The organism is Dactylosporangium sp. NPDC050588, assembly GCF_040654975.1.
Classification (GTDB): domain Bacteria; phylum Actinomycetota; class Actinomycetes; order Mycobacteriales; family Micromonosporaceae; genus Dactylosporangium; species Dactylosporangium maewongense.
Window position 1 is genome coordinate 109,476 of record NZ_JBFAJA010000009.1, and the last position, 15,867, is coordinate 125,342.

The following is a 15,867-nucleotide window of genomic DNA, read 5'->3' on the forward strand; positions in this document are numbered from 1 at the left end:
CACCATGGGCTCAGCCGCTTGTCGCGGCGCCGGAGCGGAGCGGAGGCGTCGTGACGAGCCCTGCTGGGCATCCGGCGGGGCACCCGGCGGCGCACCCCGCGGCGCTGGACGCGCATCACCATGCCGACGTCTCGGGTGGGTGGTTGCGGGCCGCGGTGTTCGGGGCGATGGACGGGCTGGTCACCAACATCGCGCTGATCGCCGGGGTCGGCGGTGGCGGGATCGCGCCGCGGACGATCGTGCTGACCGGCGCGGCGGGCCTGGTCGCCGGGGCGATCTCGATGGGGCTGGGCGAGTTCACCAGCGTCCGAGCGCAGAACGAGCAGGTCGCCGCGGAGGTCGCGAAGGAGCGGCGGGAGCTGACCCGCTTCCCCCAGGAGGAGGCCGAGGAGCTCGCCAGGATCTGGGAGCGCCGGGGGCTGCCGCCGGACCTGGCGCTGGAGGTCGCCTCGACGCTGGGGCGGGACATCGACGAAGCGGTCCGGGTCCACGCGCAGGAGGAGCTCGGGGTCGACCCGGACGAGGCACCCAGCCCGTGGGTGGCCGCCGGGTCGTCGTTCGTGTGCTTCTCGATCGGCGCGCTGGTGCCGCTGCTGCCGTATCTGCTCGGCGCCACCAGCCTGTGGCCGGCGCTGGCCGCGGGCGGTGGCGGGCTGTTCGTCGCCGGGGCGTTGATCTCCCGGTACACCCGCCGGCGCTGGTGGGCGTCGGGTGTCCGGCAGCTGCTGCTCGGTGCGGCGGCGGCCGGTGCGACGTATCTGGTCGGGAGGGTCATCGGAGTGTGAGACCTGATCGTCCGGGAAGGCGCAGGTGGTGCTCTTCCCGGACGGCAGGGCTCACGAGACGGTGTGTTTAACGACGCGGCTGCATCGTCGGACCGGCCCAAGCGGTGCGGCGCATGTCGGTCTCCTCTCGTTCGGACGCTCGTGGCGTGATGCAACGATCGTCGCGGAGCGGACACGTCCATGGGGTCCTGCGCCCTTGCGATGGCACGCTTTCGGGAGTACCGGAGGTTTCAGATCTCGCGAGGCCGGATCGCCCTGTTTGTCGGGTTCCTAGACCTTGCCGGGGAACGCGCTGGTCAGCGGCGTCGTGCCGGCCGCCTGGCGCAGGGCGGCGCCCCGGGTGGCGCAGTCGACGAGCGCGTCGACGGCGAGCTTGCGCACCTCGCCGGACGTCGGCGGCAGCGCCAGCCGCCACTGTGCGGCCGTGCGGTCCTCCACCATGGCGAGGAGCTTCAGCGCCGACGCGCGGTCGGTGACCGGGAACGGCAGTGCATACGCGGGCGCCGCGGGCGGTGGCGTGACCCCGGCGCCGGACAGCCGGACCACGAGGTCGTCGCGGCGGGCGCGGTGGGCCGACTCGGCGTTGCGGGCAAGGCCGACCGTCCCGCCGTCGAGCTTGGCGCCGGCGGTGCCGTAGGCGTAGATGGCGGCGTGCTCGGCCTGCAGCGCCGCCACGAGCCGCTCGTCGGCGGGCGTCGTCATGTCAGGATCTCCACGTGTGCGGCGCGGCAGGCGGCGATGGAGCCGAGCAGGGCCGCCCGGTAGGACGGAGCGGCCAGGCAGGCGCCGGTCGCGTCGTCCTGGCCGGTCTTCTCCAGCCCGACGAGCTCCTTGATCGCGGCCGCCTGGTCCTGCACGACCGGCCCGGCGGACGCGCTCGCCGCCGGCATCGGGCCGTGCTCGTCGATGCCGATCTCGCGGGCGAGCGCGACGACGTGCGCGGCGTGGTCGTCCTTGAGCGGGCCGAGCCGGTCCTGCAGGGCGGGGAACGCGGTCAGCACCTCGGCGTAGCGGTCCCGCAGTGCCACCGTGCGGGTGAGCAGCGGCAACAGCACGTCGGGCGCCGGGTGCCAGGTCGCCGCGGACCGCTTCGGGACGTCGCAGGCGGCGAGGGTCGCCACCACCCCGGCTGCGGCGGCGAGGACGGCTCTGCGGGAGGACACGCGCACAGTGAACACCATCCGGCGCGATTTAGGGGAACACGACCCGCGGTGGTGGCCTCCGGCGCGGTCCGGGTGGGGACACCGGGTGAGACCTCGGGTGGAGACACCGTAGGGACACGGTGGGACCCGGGTGGGGACACGGTGGGAGCGCCGCCGGAACGCCGGACGTCACGTCGCGTTACGCTCTGCGGGGAGCCGCCCGTGGGTACCGACGCGGGCGGCGTGAGGCTGTGCCAGAGCTCCGGATGGGCGTGACGCGTCCATGGCGGTGCAGAGAGAGGGTGTCGATCATGGCTCAGCAGCGGGATCGCCGCAGCGGCGGTTCGCGGGATGCTGGGGCCCGTGACGCCGGTGCGCACCGCGAGCGTCTGCGGAAGGTCGTCGAGCCGGTCGTCGTGGCGGCGGGCTTCGACCTGGAGGAGCTCGAGGTCAGCCGGGTCGGGCGGCGGCACCTGCTGAGGGTCGCGGTCGACAGCGACCGGGGTGTCGACCTGGACGCCGTCGCCGAGGTGTCGCGGGCCGTGTCGGCCGCGCTGGACGAGGCCGAGGCGGGCGGCGACGAGCTGATCGCGGGGGAGTACGAGCTGGAGGTCGGCTCCCGCGGGGTCGACCGGCCGCTGACCGAGCCGCGGCACTGGCGGCGCAACCGGACCCGCCTGGTGCAGGTCGACGCGGCCGGCGTGCCCGTCACCGGCCGGGTGACGGCGGTGAGCGACACCGGGGTGACCCTGGACGTGGACGGCACCGCGCGGACGGTCGCCTTCGAGGACCTCGGCCCCGGCCGGGTGCAGGTCGAGATGAAGCGCCTGGCCGAGCTGCCAGAGGACGAAGACGACGACTTCGCGGATGACGAAGACGATGACGACGACGAGGAAGGGGAGGACGAGGCGTGAACATCGACCTGGCGGCGCTCCGCGCGCTGGAGCGTGAGCGGGAGATCCCGTTCGAGACCATCCTCGCGGCGATCGAGACCGCGCTGCTGACCGCGTACCGGCACACCGAGGGGGCCAACCCGCACGCCCGCGTCGAGATCGACCGCAGGAGCGGCGCGGCGTCGGTGCTGGCGCAGGACCTCGACGAGGACGGCACGATCGTCCGCGAGTACGAGGACACCCCGCACGACTTCGGCCGGATCGCGGCGATGACCGCCAAGCAGGTCATCCTGCAGCGGCTGCGCGAGGCGACCGACGAGGCGCACTTCGGCGAGTACGTCGGCCGCGACGGCGACCTGGTCACCGGCGTGATCCAGGCGCACGACGCGCGCGCCGAGAAGGGCATCGTCTCCATCGACCTCGGCAAGATCGAGGGGCTGCTGCCCGCGGCGGAGCAGGTGCCGGGCGAGCGGTATGAGCACGGCCAGCGCATCAAGTGCATCGTGGTCCACGTGGTGAAGGGCTTCCGCGGGCCGCAGGTGACGCTGTCGCGGTCCCACCCCAACCTGGTGAAGCGGCTCTTCGCCCTGGAGGTCCCGGAGATCGCCGACGGGACCGTCGAGATCGCCGCGATCGCACGTGAGGCAGGTCACCGCACGAAGATCGCGGTGCGCACCACGGTCGCCGGGGTCAACGCCAAGGGCGCCTGCATCGGCCCGATGGGTCAGCGGGTCCGGGCCGTCATGAGCGAGCTGCACGGCGAGAAGATCGACATCATCGACTGGTCGGACGACCCGGCCCAGTTCGTCGGCAACGCGCTGTCGCCGGCCAAGGCGCTCAACGTGGAGGTCGTCGACGCGGGTAACCGGGCCGCCCGGGTGACCGTCCCGGACTTCCAGCTTTCCCTGGCCATCGGCCGTGAGGGCCAGAACGCGCGGCTCGCCGCGAGGCTCACCGGCTGGCGCATCGACATCCGCCCGGACAACGCCACGGACGGCGCCTCCGACAACGGCTCGGCCGGCAACGTCGATCACGTCACGGGACCGGGCGCGGCACAAGCCGAAAGCGCAGGGTAGACTTCTTGACGGTTCGTCGCACGCCCCCGGTCCGCACCTGTGTTGGTTGCCGGTTGCGTGCGTCATCCTCCGAGTTACTGCGGTTTGTCGCGATCGAGTCCGGCCCTGACCAGTTCATGGCCGTCCCCGATCCGGCCCGCAGACGGCCGGGTCGGGGAGCGCACCTGCATCCTGATCCGGCTTGCCTGGCGCTAGCGGAGCGTCGGCGCGCCTTCGGGCGGGCCTTGCGTATCGCCGGAGTCCTCGACACCGGCCCGCTGGCCGAAGCCGTCACCCTGGCGGCAGCGGAGCAATCGCAGTGATCGGAACCGCCGATGGTGGGCGCGAGATGCCCCACCCGGACACGCAAGGTAGGACGACGGACATGAGCACACGATGAAGTCCCTGAGATGACCAGGCTTCAAGTGCACGAGTGAGGTCGGCGCGGACCCATGCCGCCCGGCCTCGAGGTGAGGAGTGTAGTGGCAGGCAAGGCCCGCGTACACGAGCTGGCAAAAGAGCTCGGGGTCGAGAGCAAGACCGTGCTCGCAAAGCTGCAGGAGCTTGGCGAGTACGTGAAGTCCGCATCCAGCACGGTCGAGGCGCCAGTGGCGCGCCGGCTGCGAGCGAGCTTCGAATCCGGAGGGGCCGCACCGGCACCCTCGGCTCCTCCTGCGCCGGCATCGTCGGCTCCCTCGGCCGCGCCAGTGCCCACGGCACCGCGTCCGGGCCCGGCAGTCCCGGCAGCCAAGCCCTTCGCGCCCCCGAAGCGGCCGCAGCCGCCCGCGGGTGGCGGACCCGGTGGCGGGCGTGGCCCGGTCCCCGGCCCGCCGCGCCCCGCGGCTCCCGCGGTCAAGCCGACGAGCGCGCACGACATCGAGGTGGCGGCCGCCGAGCAGCGCGCCGCCGCGCTGAAGGCGGACCAGGACGCGGCTCTGAAGGCCGCGAAGGAAGCCCGCCAGCGGGAGACCACCAGGCGTGAGAGCACGCCGCCGCCCAGCGGTGGTGCGCCGACGCCCGGCCCGCGTCCCGGTCCGGCGACGCCGGCGCCCCAGCCGGGTGCCGCGCCGACCCCGGGTGCCCCGCGTCCAGGCCAGGGGCCTCGTCCCGGCGGCGCCCGCCCGCCGGCGCGCTCCCCGGGCAACAACCCGTTCGGTGTCTCCGGCGGCGCTCCGGCGCGGCCCGCACCGGGTGGCGGCAACATCCCGCGGCCCAATCCGGCCGCGATGCCTCCGCGGCCCAACCCGGCCTCGATGGGCGGCCCCCGGCCCAACCCGTCGCAGATGCCGAGCCAGCGTCCGGGTCGCCCGGGCGGTGGGCCCGGTGACCGTCCCGGTCGTCCGGGTGGCGGTCCCGGCGGTGGCGGCGGTGGCTTCCGCTCCGGCGGCGGCGGCGGCGGTCGTCCCGGCGGTCCCGGTGGCGGCGGCGGCGGTGGCGGTTTCCGTCCCGGTGGCGGCGGCGGCGGTGCCGGTGGCGGCTTCCGTCCCGGTGGCGGCGGCGGTGCCGGAGCCGGCGGTGGCTACCGTCCCGGTGGCGGCGGCGGCGCGCCCGGCGCGGGCGTCGGCGGTGCCGGTCGTCCCGGTGGCGGCGGTGCCGGTGGCCGTGGTCGCGGCGGCGGTGCCGCGGGTGCCTTCGGGCGTCCCGGTGGCCGGCCCACCCGTGGCCGCAAGTCCAAGAAGCAGCGCAGACAAGAGTTCGACAACCTGTCCGCGCCGACGATGGGTTCGGGCGCTCCCCGGGGTCAGGGTCAGTCGATCCGGCTCCCGCAGGGTGCCTCCCTGTCCGACTTCGCGGACCGGATCAACGCCAACCCGGGCTCGCTCGTCCAGGAGATGTTCAACCTGGGTGAGATGGTGACGGCGACCCAGTCGTGCACCAACGAGACCCTGCTGCTGCTCGGTGAGCACCTGGGCTTCAACGTCGAGATCGTCAGCCCCGAGGACGAGGATCGCGAGCTGCTCGCGCGCTTCGACATCGACATCGATGCCGACGTCGACGAGGAGCGCCTGGTCATCCGGCCGCCGGTCGTGACCGTCATGGGTCACGTCGACCACGGTAAGACGAAGCTGCTCGACGCGATCCGCTCCACCAACGTCGTGGCCGGCGAGGCCGGTGGCATCACCCAGCACATCGGTGCCTACCAGGTGCACGTGCCGCACGGCGAGGACGGCGAGGACCGCGCGATCACCTTCATCGACACCCCGGGTCACGAGGCGTTCACCGCCATGCGTGCCCGTGGTGCGCAGGCCACGGACATCGTGGTCCTGGTGGTCGCGGCCGACGACGGCGTCATGCCCCAGACGATCGAGGCGTTGAACCACGCCCAGGCGGCCGAGGTGCCGATCGTGGTCGCGGTCAACAAGATCGACAAGGAGAACGCCAACCCGGCGAAGGTCCGCCAGGAGCTGACGCAGTACGGGCTGGTCGCCGAGGAGTACGGCGGCGAGACCATGTTCGTCGACATCTCCGCGAAGAGCCGCATCAACATCGAGGGTCTCCTCGAGGCCGTGCTGCTCACCGCCGACGCCGCGCTCGACCTGCGCGCGCCGATCGACGGTCCGGCGCAGGGCATCGCGATCGAGTCGCACCTCGACCGTGGCCGTGGTCCCGTCGCCACCGTGCTGGTGGAGAAGGGCACGCTCAACGTCGGTGACTCGATCGTCGCCGGCCGTGCCTACGGCCGCGTCCGGGCGATGCTCGACGAGAACGGCACGCCCGTGCCGTCCGCAGGGCCGGCCCGTCCGGTCCTGGTGCTCGGTCTGACCTCGGTGCCCGGCGCCGGTGACACGTTCCTCGCCACCGACGACGACCGCACCGCGCGCCAGATCGCCGAGCAGCGGCAGGCCCGCCGCCGCGCGGCCGAGATGGCCTCGCGCACCGGCCGGGTCACCCTGGAGAACCTGTTCGACCAGCTCAAGGAGGGCGAGAAGACCACGCTCAACCTCATCCTCAAGGGTGACGGTTCGGGTTCGGTCGAGGCGCTCGAGGACGCACTGGTCAAGATCGTCGTCGCCGACGAGGTCCAGCTCCGGATCATCCACCGGGGCGTGGGCGCCGTCACCCAGGACGACGTCAACCTGGCGAGCGCGTCCGACGCGATCGTCATCGGGTTCAACGTGCGGGCCGAGGGTCGCATCCGCGAGCTGGCCGACCGCGAGGGCGTGGAGATCCGGTACTACACGGTCATCTACCAGGCCATCGAGGAGATCGAGACCGCGCTCAAGGGCATGCTCAAGCCCATCTACGAGGAGGTCGAGCTCGGCACGGCGGAGATCCGCGAGGTCTTCCGCTCGTCGCGCTTCGGCAACATCGCGGGCTGCATCGTCCGCACCGGGCTCATCCGGCGCAACAGCAAGGCGCGCCTGCTCCGCGACGGGGCTGTCATCTCCGACAACCTCACCATCGCGGGCCTGCGCCGCTTCAAGGACGACGCCACCGAGGTCCGCGAGGGCTTCGAGTGCGGTATCACGCTCGGCAACTTCAACGACATCCAGCTCGGTGACGTCATCGAGACCTGGGAGCTGCGGGAGAAGCCGCGCGGCTGATGCCGTCCAGCTGAGAGGGGCCGCCGCGGGTTCGCGGCGGCCCTTTCTTTGATGTTGGTTTCGGGCGTACCGTCGATGCGTCATGAACCTCATCTGGTGGTCGATCGAGGTCCGCGACGGGGATACCCCGGCGCGGCAGTGGCGGGACGCCTGGTCGCGGTCGCTGCTCGAGGCCGCTGTGACGCACGGGGCGCATGACTTCATCTGGCAGGCCGAGCCGTTCGGGGTCGTGCTGGAGCTCGGCTTCGCCGAGACCGGCGACTGGGACCGCTTCCGGAGCCTTCCGGCGGTGACCGCCGCCGTCGACGCGGTCGACCCGACGTCGATCTACGTGTACCCGGGCCGCGGCGGCAGCGCCGGCGCCGGGCTGCCCCGGCGCAGCCCGCGCCCGATCGTCGAGGACGCCGCAGCACTCCCGGTCTCACCTGCTTTTATCCTGGTGGCCAGACTTCCGTAGAGTCGTTAGGATCTTGGGCCGTGTATACCGGAACCGCGGTCTTCGACATGCTTCTGCCCGGTGACTCCCGTTCACTGAAGGCCAAGCGCGCCTACGTGCGGCCGCTGGTGGCCTACCTGCGCAAGTTCGAGGTGTCGGTCGCCGAGGTCGGCGCCCTCGACCTGCACGGACGCGCCGAGGTCGGCGTCGCGGTGGTCGCCGCGGAGGCCGGGCACGTGCGGGAGGTCCTGGACACCATCGAGCGGGCGGTCGCGGGCCGCCCCGAGATCGAGTTGCTCTCCGTGCGCCGCCGGCTGCACGGTGACGATGACGAGTAGACCCGCGCCTGGTCCGGGGCGCTGGACGCGGCCTCCAGGTCGCGGCGCGGGTAGTGTCAGAGCGTTGGTCAGATCGTTTTGGCTGCGGAGGTGTTCGAGATGACGGATCCGGCAAAGGTGCGCCGACACGCCGAGCGGGTGAAAGAGCTCGTCGCATCGGTGGTGCGGACGCAGGTCAAGGACCCTCGGCTGGGGATGATCACGATCACCGACGCGCGGATCACCGCTGATCTGCGTGAGGCGACTGTGTTCTACACGGTGCTCGGTGACGCGACGGCACAGTCGGGCACTGCGGCGGCGCTGGAGAGCGCCAAGGGGCTGCTGCGTTCGACCGTCGGCAAGGCCCTGGGGCTGCGCCACTCGCCGAGCCTCACCTTCGTGCACGACGACGTGACGGAGCACGCGAAGCACATCGACGATCTGCTGGCGACCGCGCGCAACGCCGACGCGGAGGTCCAGCGACGGGCCGCCGGGGCGCACTACGCGGGCGACGCCCAGCCCTACAAGCTCGACGACGAGGCGGGGGCCGAAGGCGCCGACGACGAGGTCGTCGTCGGCCAGGACAGTCGGTGACCGCACCGCAACCGTCGCCCGGGGAGTGGGCCGCAGCGGTCTCAGCGCTGCGCGGCCTGCCCCCGGGCGCTCGCGTGCTGCTCGCCTGCCACGTCAACCCCGACGGTGACGCCCTCGGCAGCATGCTCGGTTTCGCGCTGGGGCTGCGCCGCTTCGCCCCGTCGCTGGTCGTCGAGGCGACCTTCCCCGGCCCGCTGACCGTGCCCGCGCCCTTCGACGAGCTGCCGGGCGTGTCCATGCTGGTGCCGGCGACCGCCGTCACGCCGCCCGCGCCCACGCCCGACGCGATGCTGGTCTTCGACGCCGCCAGCGTCGAGCGGCTCGGTGACCTCGCCGGCGTCCTGGCCGCGGCCCCGGTCGGCATCGTGCTCGACCATCACGCGTCCAACCCCGGCTTCGGGGCCGTCAACCTCATCGACCCGTCCGCCGCCGCGACGTCGGTCGTCGCCGAGGAGCTGCTCGGCCGGCTCGGCGTGGCCCTGGACGCCGAGATCGCCGAGTGCCTGTACGTGGCGCTCGCCACCGACACGGGCTCGTTCAAGCACGGCTCGACCACGCCGGCGGTGCACGAGCTCGCGGCCCGGCTCATCGCCACCGGCATCCCCGTCGGCGACATCTCCCGCCGCCTGTTCGACACCCGGCCCTACAGTGCGGTCCGGCTCTTCGGCGTCGCCCTGGCCCGCACCGCGTTCGAGCCCGCCGGTGGTCTCGGTCTCGCGTGGACCTACGTGACGCTCGCCGACCTCGCCGAGTTCGGCCAGCCCGCGGGCGCGGTGGAGGCGCTCATCGACTCCGTGCGCTGCGTCGCGGAGGCCGACGTCGCCTGCGTGGTGAAGCCCGTCGGGCCGCACGAGTGGTCGGTCTCGCTGCGCAGCAAGGGCGCCGTCGACGTCAGCCGGGTCGCCGTCGGTCTCGGCGGCGGCGGGCACCGCTTCGCGGCCGGGTTCAGCGCGACCGGCACGGTCGACGAGGTGATCGCCGCGATCCGCACCGCGCTCACGGAATCGGTCGTCCTGGCGGATCAGGGTTAAACGGGGGCTGACATCGCTGGCACACCGGGTGTCGCGCCGGTGACAATCGATAGATGGACCGACCTGAGCTGGTTGCGGAGGTCGACCGGGGCTGGGCCCGCCCGGTTGTGCTCGCCCCGGTCTTCGCCCTGGTCGCCCTGGTGGGCGGGGCGCTGCCGTCGTTCTCCCTGCGGGCCAACCTGCTCGTCCTCGGCGCCGGGGGAGCGCTGCTGTGGCTCGGCATGTCCGCCACCGTGCCGAAGCGTCCCGCGCCGGCACGACTGCCCCGGGCGGCGGCGTGGTGGCTGCTGCCGGTCGGGCTCTTCGCGGTCATCGAGGGCGTCACGTTCCTGATCGGGTCGCGGGCCTATCCGACGCTGTCCCGCCTCGCCGACCCCTTGCTGGAGCACTACCTGGCCCGCGCCGCCGCCTATTTCGGCTGGCTGTGGGCCTTCTGGGCGATGGTGCGGCGATGACGGTCGAGCGGGCGGGGAAGGCGGCGATGGCGGGGGTGCGGCGATGAGCGGCCAGCGAAGCGGCACGGGCCGCTCATCATGTGACAGGGTCGAGGCAGGCCGACGCCGGAGCGCAGCGGAGGTGGCGGCATGACGGTTGCGCAGGTGGCCATCGCGGCCGCGTTCGCCGTGTCGCTGGGGCTCTTCGCGGTGGTCGAGATCGCCGCCCGGCGGGAGGGCTCGAAGGTGCCGACGCTCGGCGAGGTCTGCGGCGTCGTCATGCGCTACCGGGTCGGCCCGCTGCCGGTCGGCCGGATCGCGATGTTCGGCTTCTGGTGGTGGCTCGGCTGGCACTTCCTGGCGCGTTGACGAGCGTCCTGACGTATGCCCTGACGGACTTCCGACAGGTGAACCCGCCGGTAACTGCGTCCAGATCGCGGGATGACGTCGCACATCGTGGAACTGAACGATAGCTTAGGAATATGCGCATCGTACGAATTCTTCGCTGCCCGTCCCGGGGCTGACCGCTTCCAGCGGAACCCGGCGGCGGGCGTCTCACGGCCCAGGAAACACCACAGCCGCCAAGCGAGGAACAGATGCGCCAGACCCACCGATCCACGTTGCAGGCCGACACCACCCACAGTCGGTCTCCTCGTCGTGTGTTGGCGTGGCCGCCGGTGACCCCGGCGCCCCTGCGATCGGACCGTCGATACTCCAACCGCGTCACCGAGTCAGGAGACCGTCTTGCCTGAGCAGCCGAAGTCCCAGCCCAAGCCGCAGGAGCCCACCACCGAGACGCGTGAGCGCGCCCGTGCCGCCCTGCAGATGTCGATGGATCGCCGGGGCTGATCACCCTGTAAGTAGCGTGTAGGGAGGCTTCTCCTTACGCTGTCGCGGTGACCCCGATGCGTCGTGTCGCCGCCCTCGCCCTGCCTGCGCTCGTGGTGCTCGCCGCCGAGCCGCTCTACGTCCTCGTCGACACGGCGGTCGTCGGGCACCTCGGCCGCGAGGAGCTGGGTTCGCTCGCCATCGGCGGGCAGATCATGGCGCTCGCCGTCTGGCTGGGCAACGTGCTCGCCTACGGCACCACCGGCCGCGCCGCGCGCCGCTTCGGCGCCGGGCAGCGCGGTGCCGCGGTCGCCGAGGGCGTCCAGGCGTCCTGGCTGGCCTTCGCCGGCGGGGTCGTCATCATGGTGGCCCTCGAGGTGTTCGCCGGGCCGCTGACCCGTGCCGTCGCGGGGTCGCCCGGCCCGGTCGCCGACGGCGCCGCCGACTGGCTGCGCATCGCCGCGCTGGGCGCGCCCGGCCTGCTGCTCGGGACGGCGGGCAACGGGTGGATGCGCGGCGTGCAGGACACCCGCCGCCCGCTCTATTACGTGCTCGGCGCCAACGCGCTGTCGGCCGTGCTCTGCCCCCTGCTCGTGCACCCGCTGGGGTTCGGCCTGGCCGGCTCCGCGATCGCGAACGTCGTCGCGCAGACGGCGGCCGGCCTGCTGTTCGTCCGGGCGCTGCTGACCGAGCGGGTCCCGCTGCGACCGCACCTGGACGTGATCCGCCACCAGCTGGTGCTCGGCCGCGACCTGCTGCTGCGCGGTGCGGCGTTCCAGGCGTGCTTCCTGTCCGCGTCGGCGGTCGCGGCCCGCTTCGGCACCGCCAGCCTCGCCGCGCACCTCATCGCGATCCAGCTGTTCTTCTTCACCGCGCTCGCCCTGGACGCCGTCGCGATCGCCGCGCAGTCCCTCGTCGGCGCCGCGCTCGGCGGCGAACAGGTCGACGAGGCGCGCCTGCTCGCCCGCCGCATCACCGCCGCCGGGCTGGTCTCCGGCGCCGTGTTCGCGGTCCTGGTCGCGGCCGCCCTCGCCACCGTCCGGCCCTGGTTCGGCGCCGATGATCAGGTGTACGCCCAGGCGAAGACCGCCTGGTGGTGGTTCGTCGCGATGATGCCGGCCGCCGGCGTGGTCTTCGCGCTCGACGGGGTCTTCCTCGGCGCCGGCGACGTGCGGTACCTGCGCAACCTCACGTTCGTCTCGGCGCTCGGCGGCTTTCTGCCCGGCATCTGGCTGGCGTACCTGCTCGACGCCGGCCTACGCGGGGTGTGGGTCGCGCTGTGCCTGTTCATCGCGCTGCGCCTGGGCGGCCTGCTGTGGCGCCTCGCGGGCGACAAATGGGCGGTGGCCGGCGCGGTCCGCTGACATACTGCGCGCCGTGGACGCACAGCTCACGGCCGCGCAGCTGGAGGCGCTCGGGCACGTGCGGGCGGCGGCCGGCCCGCGCACCGACCCGGTCGACGCCGTCGTGACGATCAACTTCCATCCCGACCGCATCGACGCCGGCGGCCGCACCGTGATCGCGGGGCTGCTCGCCGACGGCCGGTTCCGCAGCCAGTTCGAGACCGGCATCTCCAACGGCGGCCTCACCGCGCACCCGGGCGGCGACCGCGACCGCTGGGAGGAGCGCATGTTCGGCGGCGCCTACCAGCGGCCCGGCGTCGTGCCCGCCGACCGGCCCAAGTACGGCGCCCTCGACCTGCGCCGCCACCCGGCCGGCGCCGCCCGCCGCTTCGGCTCCGCGCACCTGCGCCTGCGCCCGGAGGTCAACACACGCGCCACGTTCACCCTGGGGGACAGCTTCAACGAGCCCCGGGAGGCGGGCGTGTTCGACGCGTTGGCGCCGGTACTGGCGGGCCTCGCCGACCACGTCGCGGCGGCCGGACCGCTGGACGACTACGTCGAGGCGCAGATCCACGGCCCGGTCGACCTCGCCCGGGACGTGGCGGCGCTCGTCCTTGACGACAGCTTCGCCGGCCACCTGCCCGCCGCGGAGACGCTCGCGGACCGGTACGGCATCAAGCTCGAATGGCGGGCGGGGCCGCGCCTGAGCCCGGACGAGATCGACGACGAGTTCCGGGGTCCCGAGGTGCGCCCCCTGGCGGTGCTGCTGTGCGAGCGCTGGTCGCGGCCCTTCGTCGACGCCGAGCTGATCGGCCGCGCCGCCCGCGCCGCCCGCGCCGATCCCGAGCGGCTGCAGCTGTTGAAGTACCTGTGGCACACCCTCACTGTGCACGGCAGTTAGGCTGACCCGTCGTGGCGCAGAAGGCAGCAACGCAGGGCGGGCTCGTCGTCGTCGACAAGCCGGGCGGGATGACCTCGCACGACGTGGTGTCGAGGATGCGGCGGCTGGCGAAGACCCGCCGGGTCGGGCACGGCGGCACCCTCGACCCGATGGCGACCGGGGTGCTCATCATCGGCGTGGAGAAGGCGACCCGGCTGCTCACGTACGTCATCGGCAGCACCAAGGAGTACCGCGCCACGATCCGGCTCGGGCAGGCGACCGTCACCGACGACGCCGAGGGCGAGATCGTGTCCACTGTGGACGCGAGCGGGGTCACCGACGGCGACGTGCACGCCGGGCTCGCGCCGCTGCGCGGGGAGATCCTGCAGGTGCCCAGCGCCGTGTCGGCGATCAAGGTGAACGGGGTCCGCTCCTACCACCGGGTCCGCTCCGGCGAGGAGGTCGCGCTGCAGGCCCGGCCGGTCACCGTCGCCCGCCTCGAGGTGCTCGGCATCAGCCGCTCGGACACGTGGGTCGACGTCGACGTCGACGTCGCCTGCTCGTCCGGGACCTACATCCGCGCGCTCGCCCGGGACCTCGGCGCGGCGCTCGGCGTCGGCGGGCACCTGACCGCGCTGCGCCGCACGGCCGTCGGCGCGTTCACCCTCGCCGAGGCGGCGACCCTGGACGAGCTGGCCGAGCGGGACGACCCGGTCACGATGCCGCTGCCGGCCGCCGCCGCGCGGTCCTTCCCCCGCCGCGACGCCGACGAGGTCGAGGCGAAGACGCTCTCGCACGGCGGGTCGCTGGCCCCGATCGGGGTCGCCGAGCCGTACGCGGTCTTCGCGCCCGACGGCAGCGTGCTCGCCATCGTCCGGGAGAAGGACGGCCGGGCGCGGCCGGAGATCGTGCTCGTGCCCTGACACCACCGGGTACACCCGCCGCGACCGCCACCCGAGCGCCCGCTGCGACTCGTACACCTGCCGCAAACGTCACACGAGCGCCCGCTGTGACCCGTACACCTGCCGCAAACGTCACACGAGCGCCCGCTGCGACCCGTACACCTGCCGCAAATGTCACAAGAGCGGCTGTCGCCACCCGTACACCTGCCGGAAACGCCGCAAGAGTTAGGCTCGCAACCATGCAGCGGTGGCGGGGAACGCAGGCGGCGCCGGGTGGATGGGGGCGCGCGGTCACCACGATCGGCGTCTTCGACGGCGTGCACCGGGGGCACCAGCAGGTGATCGGGCACGTCGTGAAGCGGGCCGGCGAGCTGGGCGTGCAGTCGGTCGTGCTGACCTTCGACCCTCACCCGTCGGAGGTGGTCCGGCCCGGGTCGCACCCGGCGGTGCTGAGCGAGCCGTCCCGCAAGGCGGAGCTGATCGAGGCGCTCGGCGTCGACGTGCTGTGCGTCATCCCGTTCACGGTCGAGTATTCGCACCTGTCGCCGGAGGCGTTCGTCCACGACGCGCTGGTCGAGCACCTGCACACCGCGCTGGTCGTGGTGGGGGAGAACTTCCGGTTCGGCCACAAGGCCGCCGGTGACCTGCAGCTGCTGCACCGTCTCGGGCGCACGTTCGGCTTCGGGGTGGAAGGCGCGCCGCTGGTGGCCGACGAGGGCACCGTGTTCTCCTCGACCTATATCCGGGCCTGCGTCGACGCCGGTGACGTGGTCGCCGCCGCCCGCGCGCTGGGCCGCCCGCACCGTGTCGAGGGCGTCGTCGTGCGCGGCGACCAGCGCGGCCGTGAGCTGGGCTTCCCCACGGCCAACCTGCTGACCGCGCCGAACACCGCGGTCCCCGCCGACGGCATCTACGCCGCCTGGGTGACCCGCGACCGGGACGGCGAGCCGCACCCCGCGGCGGTCTCCATCGGCACCAACCCGACGTTCTCCGGCAAGGAGCGGCGGGTCGAGTCCTTCCTGCTCGACTTCGCCGGCGACCTCTACGGCGAGCGGATCGCCGTCGACTTCGTCGAACGCCTCCGTGAGCAGCGGGTGTACACCGGCGTCGAGCCGCTGGTCGAGCAGATCCACGACGACGTCGCACAGGCCAGACGAGTGCTGGACCGTCCCGTCTGTTAGCCTTGTGTCGACGCCGGGTGACCGGCGGGGGCCAGGCTGCCTGCACGACGCCGCGGGACCGGCCTCTTCTGTACGCACACCCAGTTCAAAGGGAGATCATGGCGCTCGACTCTGCGCAGAAGACCGAGATCATCGGCAAGTACGCGACCGTCGAAGGGGACACCGGCTCGCCGGAGGTCCAGGTCGCGATGCTGACCAAGCGGATCGCGGACCTCACCGAACACCTCAAGAAGCACAAGCACGACCACCACAGCCGGCGCGGCCTGCTGCTGCTGGTCGGCCGTCGCCGCCGCCTGCTCAACTACCTGCAGCGCAGCGACATCGCCCGCTACCGCTCGTTGATCGAGCGGCTCGGCCTGCGGCGATAACGACTCGCACGGTGGGGAGCGGCGTCCATGCGTCGCTCCCCTTCGTGTAGTGACACACTGGTATGGACAGTCGCCCCGCCGAGCGTGTCGGCGCACCGGTCCTCGGTAGTGGCTTCCGGGCAGATCAGCCCCG

General features: G+C 72.9%; 18 protein-coding genes. 16 read left to right on the forward strand and 2 right to left on the reverse strand.

The window, feature by feature from the left end:
* Window positions 1-50 precede the first annotated feature (50 nt).
* A complete protein-coding gene (locus AB0I21_RS08230; RefSeq protein ID WP_360559664.1) occupies window positions 51-785 on the forward strand; it encodes a VIT1/CCC1 transporter family protein in 735 nt (244 codons plus the stop codon).
* 270 nt (window positions 786-1,055) lie between these two features.
* Here AB0I21_RS08230 and AB0I21_RS08235 read toward each other — a convergent pair whose 3' ends face one another.
* The gene (locus AB0I21_RS08235) at window positions 1,056-1,487 is read right to left on the reverse strand and encodes a ferritin-like domain-containing protein (protein ID WP_360559665.1); all 432 of its coding nucleotides are present in this window, start codon (window positions 1,485-1,487) and stop codon (window positions 1,056-1,058) included.
* Window positions 1,484-1,948 carry a hypothetical protein gene (locus AB0I21_RS08240; protein ID WP_360559666.1) on the reverse strand — a complete coding sequence of 155 codons (465 nt, stop codon included), beginning with the start codon at window positions 1,946-1,948 and terminating at the stop codon, window positions 1,484-1,486. Before AB0I21_RS08240 ends, AB0I21_RS08235 begins: the two co-directional genes overlap by 4 nt.
* A gap of 290 nt (window positions 1,949-2,238) precedes the next feature.
* Here AB0I21_RS08240 and rimP point away from each other — a divergent pair, with 290 nt between their 5' ends.
* The 15 genes from rimP (at window position 2,239) to rpsO (ending at window position 15,734) form a co-directional block, all read left to right on the forward strand.
* The gene (rimP, locus tag AB0I21_RS08245; protein WP_360559667.1) at window positions 2,239-2,841 is read left to right on the forward strand and encodes a ribosome maturation factor RimP; all 603 of its coding nucleotides are present in this window, start codon (window positions 2,239-2,241) and stop codon (window positions 2,839-2,841) included.
* Window positions 2,838-3,896: a transcription termination factor NusA gene (nusA, locus tag AB0I21_RS08250; protein WP_360559668.1), complete on the forward strand. Its 1,059-nt coding sequence runs from the start codon at window positions 2,838-2,840 to the stop codon at window positions 3,894-3,896. The genes rimP and nusA overlap by 4 nt, the downstream gene beginning before the upstream one ends.
* A 5-nt stretch (window positions 3,897-3,901) precedes the next feature.
* The gene (locus AB0I21_RS08255) at window positions 3,902-4,198 is read left to right on the forward strand and encodes a YlxR family protein (RefSeq protein WP_344507850.1); all 297 of its coding nucleotides are present in this window, start codon (window positions 3,902-3,904) and stop codon (window positions 4,196-4,198) included.
* 159 nt (window positions 4,199-4,357) lie between these two features.
* Entirely contained in the window at window positions 4,358-7,420 is a 3,063-nt protein-coding gene (infB, locus tag AB0I21_RS08260; RefSeq protein ID WP_360559669.1) for a translation initiation factor IF-2, read from the forward strand.
* An 82-nt stretch (window positions 7,421-7,502) separates the two neighbouring features.
* Window positions 7,503-7,877, forward strand: a complete 375-nt coding sequence (locus tag AB0I21_RS08265; protein WP_360559670.1) for a hypothetical protein — start codon at window positions 7,503-7,505, stop codon at window positions 7,875-7,877.
* Between the two features lie 20 nt (window positions 7,878-7,897).
* Window positions 7,898-8,194, forward strand: a complete 297-nt coding sequence (locus tag AB0I21_RS08270) for a DUF503 domain-containing protein (RefSeq protein ID WP_344507844.1) — start codon at window positions 7,898-7,900, stop codon at window positions 8,192-8,194.
* 99 nt (window positions 8,195-8,293) lie between these two features.
* Complete coding sequence (gene rbfA, locus AB0I21_RS08275) at window positions 8,294-8,767, forward strand: 30S ribosome-binding factor RbfA (RefSeq protein WP_360559671.1); 474 nt, start codon at window positions 8,294-8,296, stop codon at window positions 8,765-8,767.
* Entirely contained in the window at window positions 8,764-9,798 is a 1,035-nt protein-coding gene (locus AB0I21_RS08280) for a bifunctional oligoribonuclease/PAP phosphatase NrnA (RefSeq protein ID WP_360559672.1), read from the forward strand. The genes rbfA and AB0I21_RS08280 overlap by 4 nt, the downstream gene beginning before the upstream one ends.
* Window positions 9,799-9,851: 53 nt before the next feature.
* Entirely contained in the window at window positions 9,852-10,253 is a 402-nt protein-coding gene (locus tag AB0I21_RS08285) for a hypothetical protein (RefSeq protein ID WP_360559673.1), read from the forward strand.
* Between the two features lie 129 nt (window positions 10,254-10,382).
* The gene (locus AB0I21_RS08290; protein WP_360559674.1) at window positions 10,383-10,601 is read left to right on the forward strand and encodes a DUF6186 family protein; all 219 of its coding nucleotides are present in this window, start codon (window positions 10,383-10,385) and stop codon (window positions 10,599-10,601) included.
* Between the two features lie 536 nt (window positions 10,602-11,137).
* Window positions 11,138-12,424, forward strand: coding sequence for an MATE family efflux transporter (locus AB0I21_RS08295; RefSeq protein ID WP_360559720.1), 1,287 nt, complete (start codon window positions 11,138-11,140; stop codon window positions 12,422-12,424).
* A 13-nt stretch (window positions 12,425-12,437) separates the two neighbouring features.
* Window positions 12,438-13,304: a DUF3626 domain-containing protein gene (locus AB0I21_RS08300; RefSeq protein ID WP_360559675.1), complete on the forward strand. Its 867-nt coding sequence runs from the start codon at window positions 12,438-12,440 to the stop codon at window positions 13,302-13,304.
* An 11-nt stretch (window positions 13,305-13,315) separates the two neighbouring features.
* Complete coding sequence (gene truB, locus AB0I21_RS08305; protein ID WP_360559676.1) at window positions 13,316-14,206, forward strand: tRNA pseudouridine(55) synthase TruB; 891 nt, start codon at window positions 13,316-13,318, stop codon at window positions 14,204-14,206.
* 218 nt (window positions 14,207-14,424) lie between these two features.
* The gene (locus AB0I21_RS08310; RefSeq protein ID WP_360559677.1) at window positions 14,425-15,366 is read left to right on the forward strand and encodes a bifunctional riboflavin kinase/FAD synthetase; all 942 of its coding nucleotides are present in this window, start codon (window positions 14,425-14,427) and stop codon (window positions 15,364-15,366) included.
* A 98-nt stretch (window positions 15,367-15,464) separates the two neighbouring features.
* On the forward strand, window positions 15,465-15,734 hold the full coding sequence (rpsO, locus tag AB0I21_RS08315) for a 30S ribosomal protein S15 (RefSeq protein ID WP_360084705.1): 270 nt from the start codon (window positions 15,465-15,467) through the stop codon (window positions 15,732-15,734).
* Window positions 15,735-15,867: the final 133 nt, after the last annotated feature.

What these genes read in the sequence shown, in the direction of transcription:
- AB0I21_RS08235 (WP_360559665.1), bottom strand. Translation starts at nt 1,487, where the DNA reads ATGACGACGCCCGCCGACGAGCGGCTCGTGGCGGCGCTGCAGGCCGAG.
- rimP (WP_360559667.1), top strand. Translation starts at nt 2,239, where the DNA reads ATGGCTCAGCAGCGGGATCGCCGCAGCGGCGGTTCGCGGGATGCTGGG.
- AB0I21_RS08265 (WP_360559670.1), top strand. Translation starts at nt 7,503, where the DNA reads ATGAACCTCATCTGGTGGTCGATCGAGGTCCGCGACGGGGATACCCCG.
- rbfA (WP_360559671.1), top strand. Translation starts at nt 8,294, where the DNA reads ATGACGGATCCGGCAAAGGTGCGCCGACACGCCGAGCGGGTGAAAGAG.
- AB0I21_RS08285 (WP_360559673.1), top strand. Translation starts at nt 9,852, where the DNA reads ATGGACCGACCTGAGCTGGTTGCGGAGGTCGACCGGGGCTGGGCCCGC.
- AB0I21_RS08290 (WP_360559674.1), top strand. Translation starts at nt 10,383, where the DNA reads ATGACGGTTGCGCAGGTGGCCATCGCGGCCGCGTTCGCCGTGTCGCTG.
- AB0I21_RS08295 (WP_360559720.1), top strand. Translation starts at nt 11,138, where the DNA reads ATGCGTCGTGTCGCCGCCCTCGCCCTGCCTGCGCTCGTGGTGCTCGCC.
- AB0I21_RS08310 (WP_360559677.1), top strand. Translation starts at nt 14,425, where the DNA reads ATGCAGCGGTGGCGGGGAACGCAGGCGGCGCCGGGTGGATGGGGGCGC.
- rpsO (WP_360084705.1), top strand. Translation starts at nt 15,465, where the DNA reads ATGGCGCTCGACTCTGCGCAGAAGACCGAGATCATCGGCAAGTACGCG.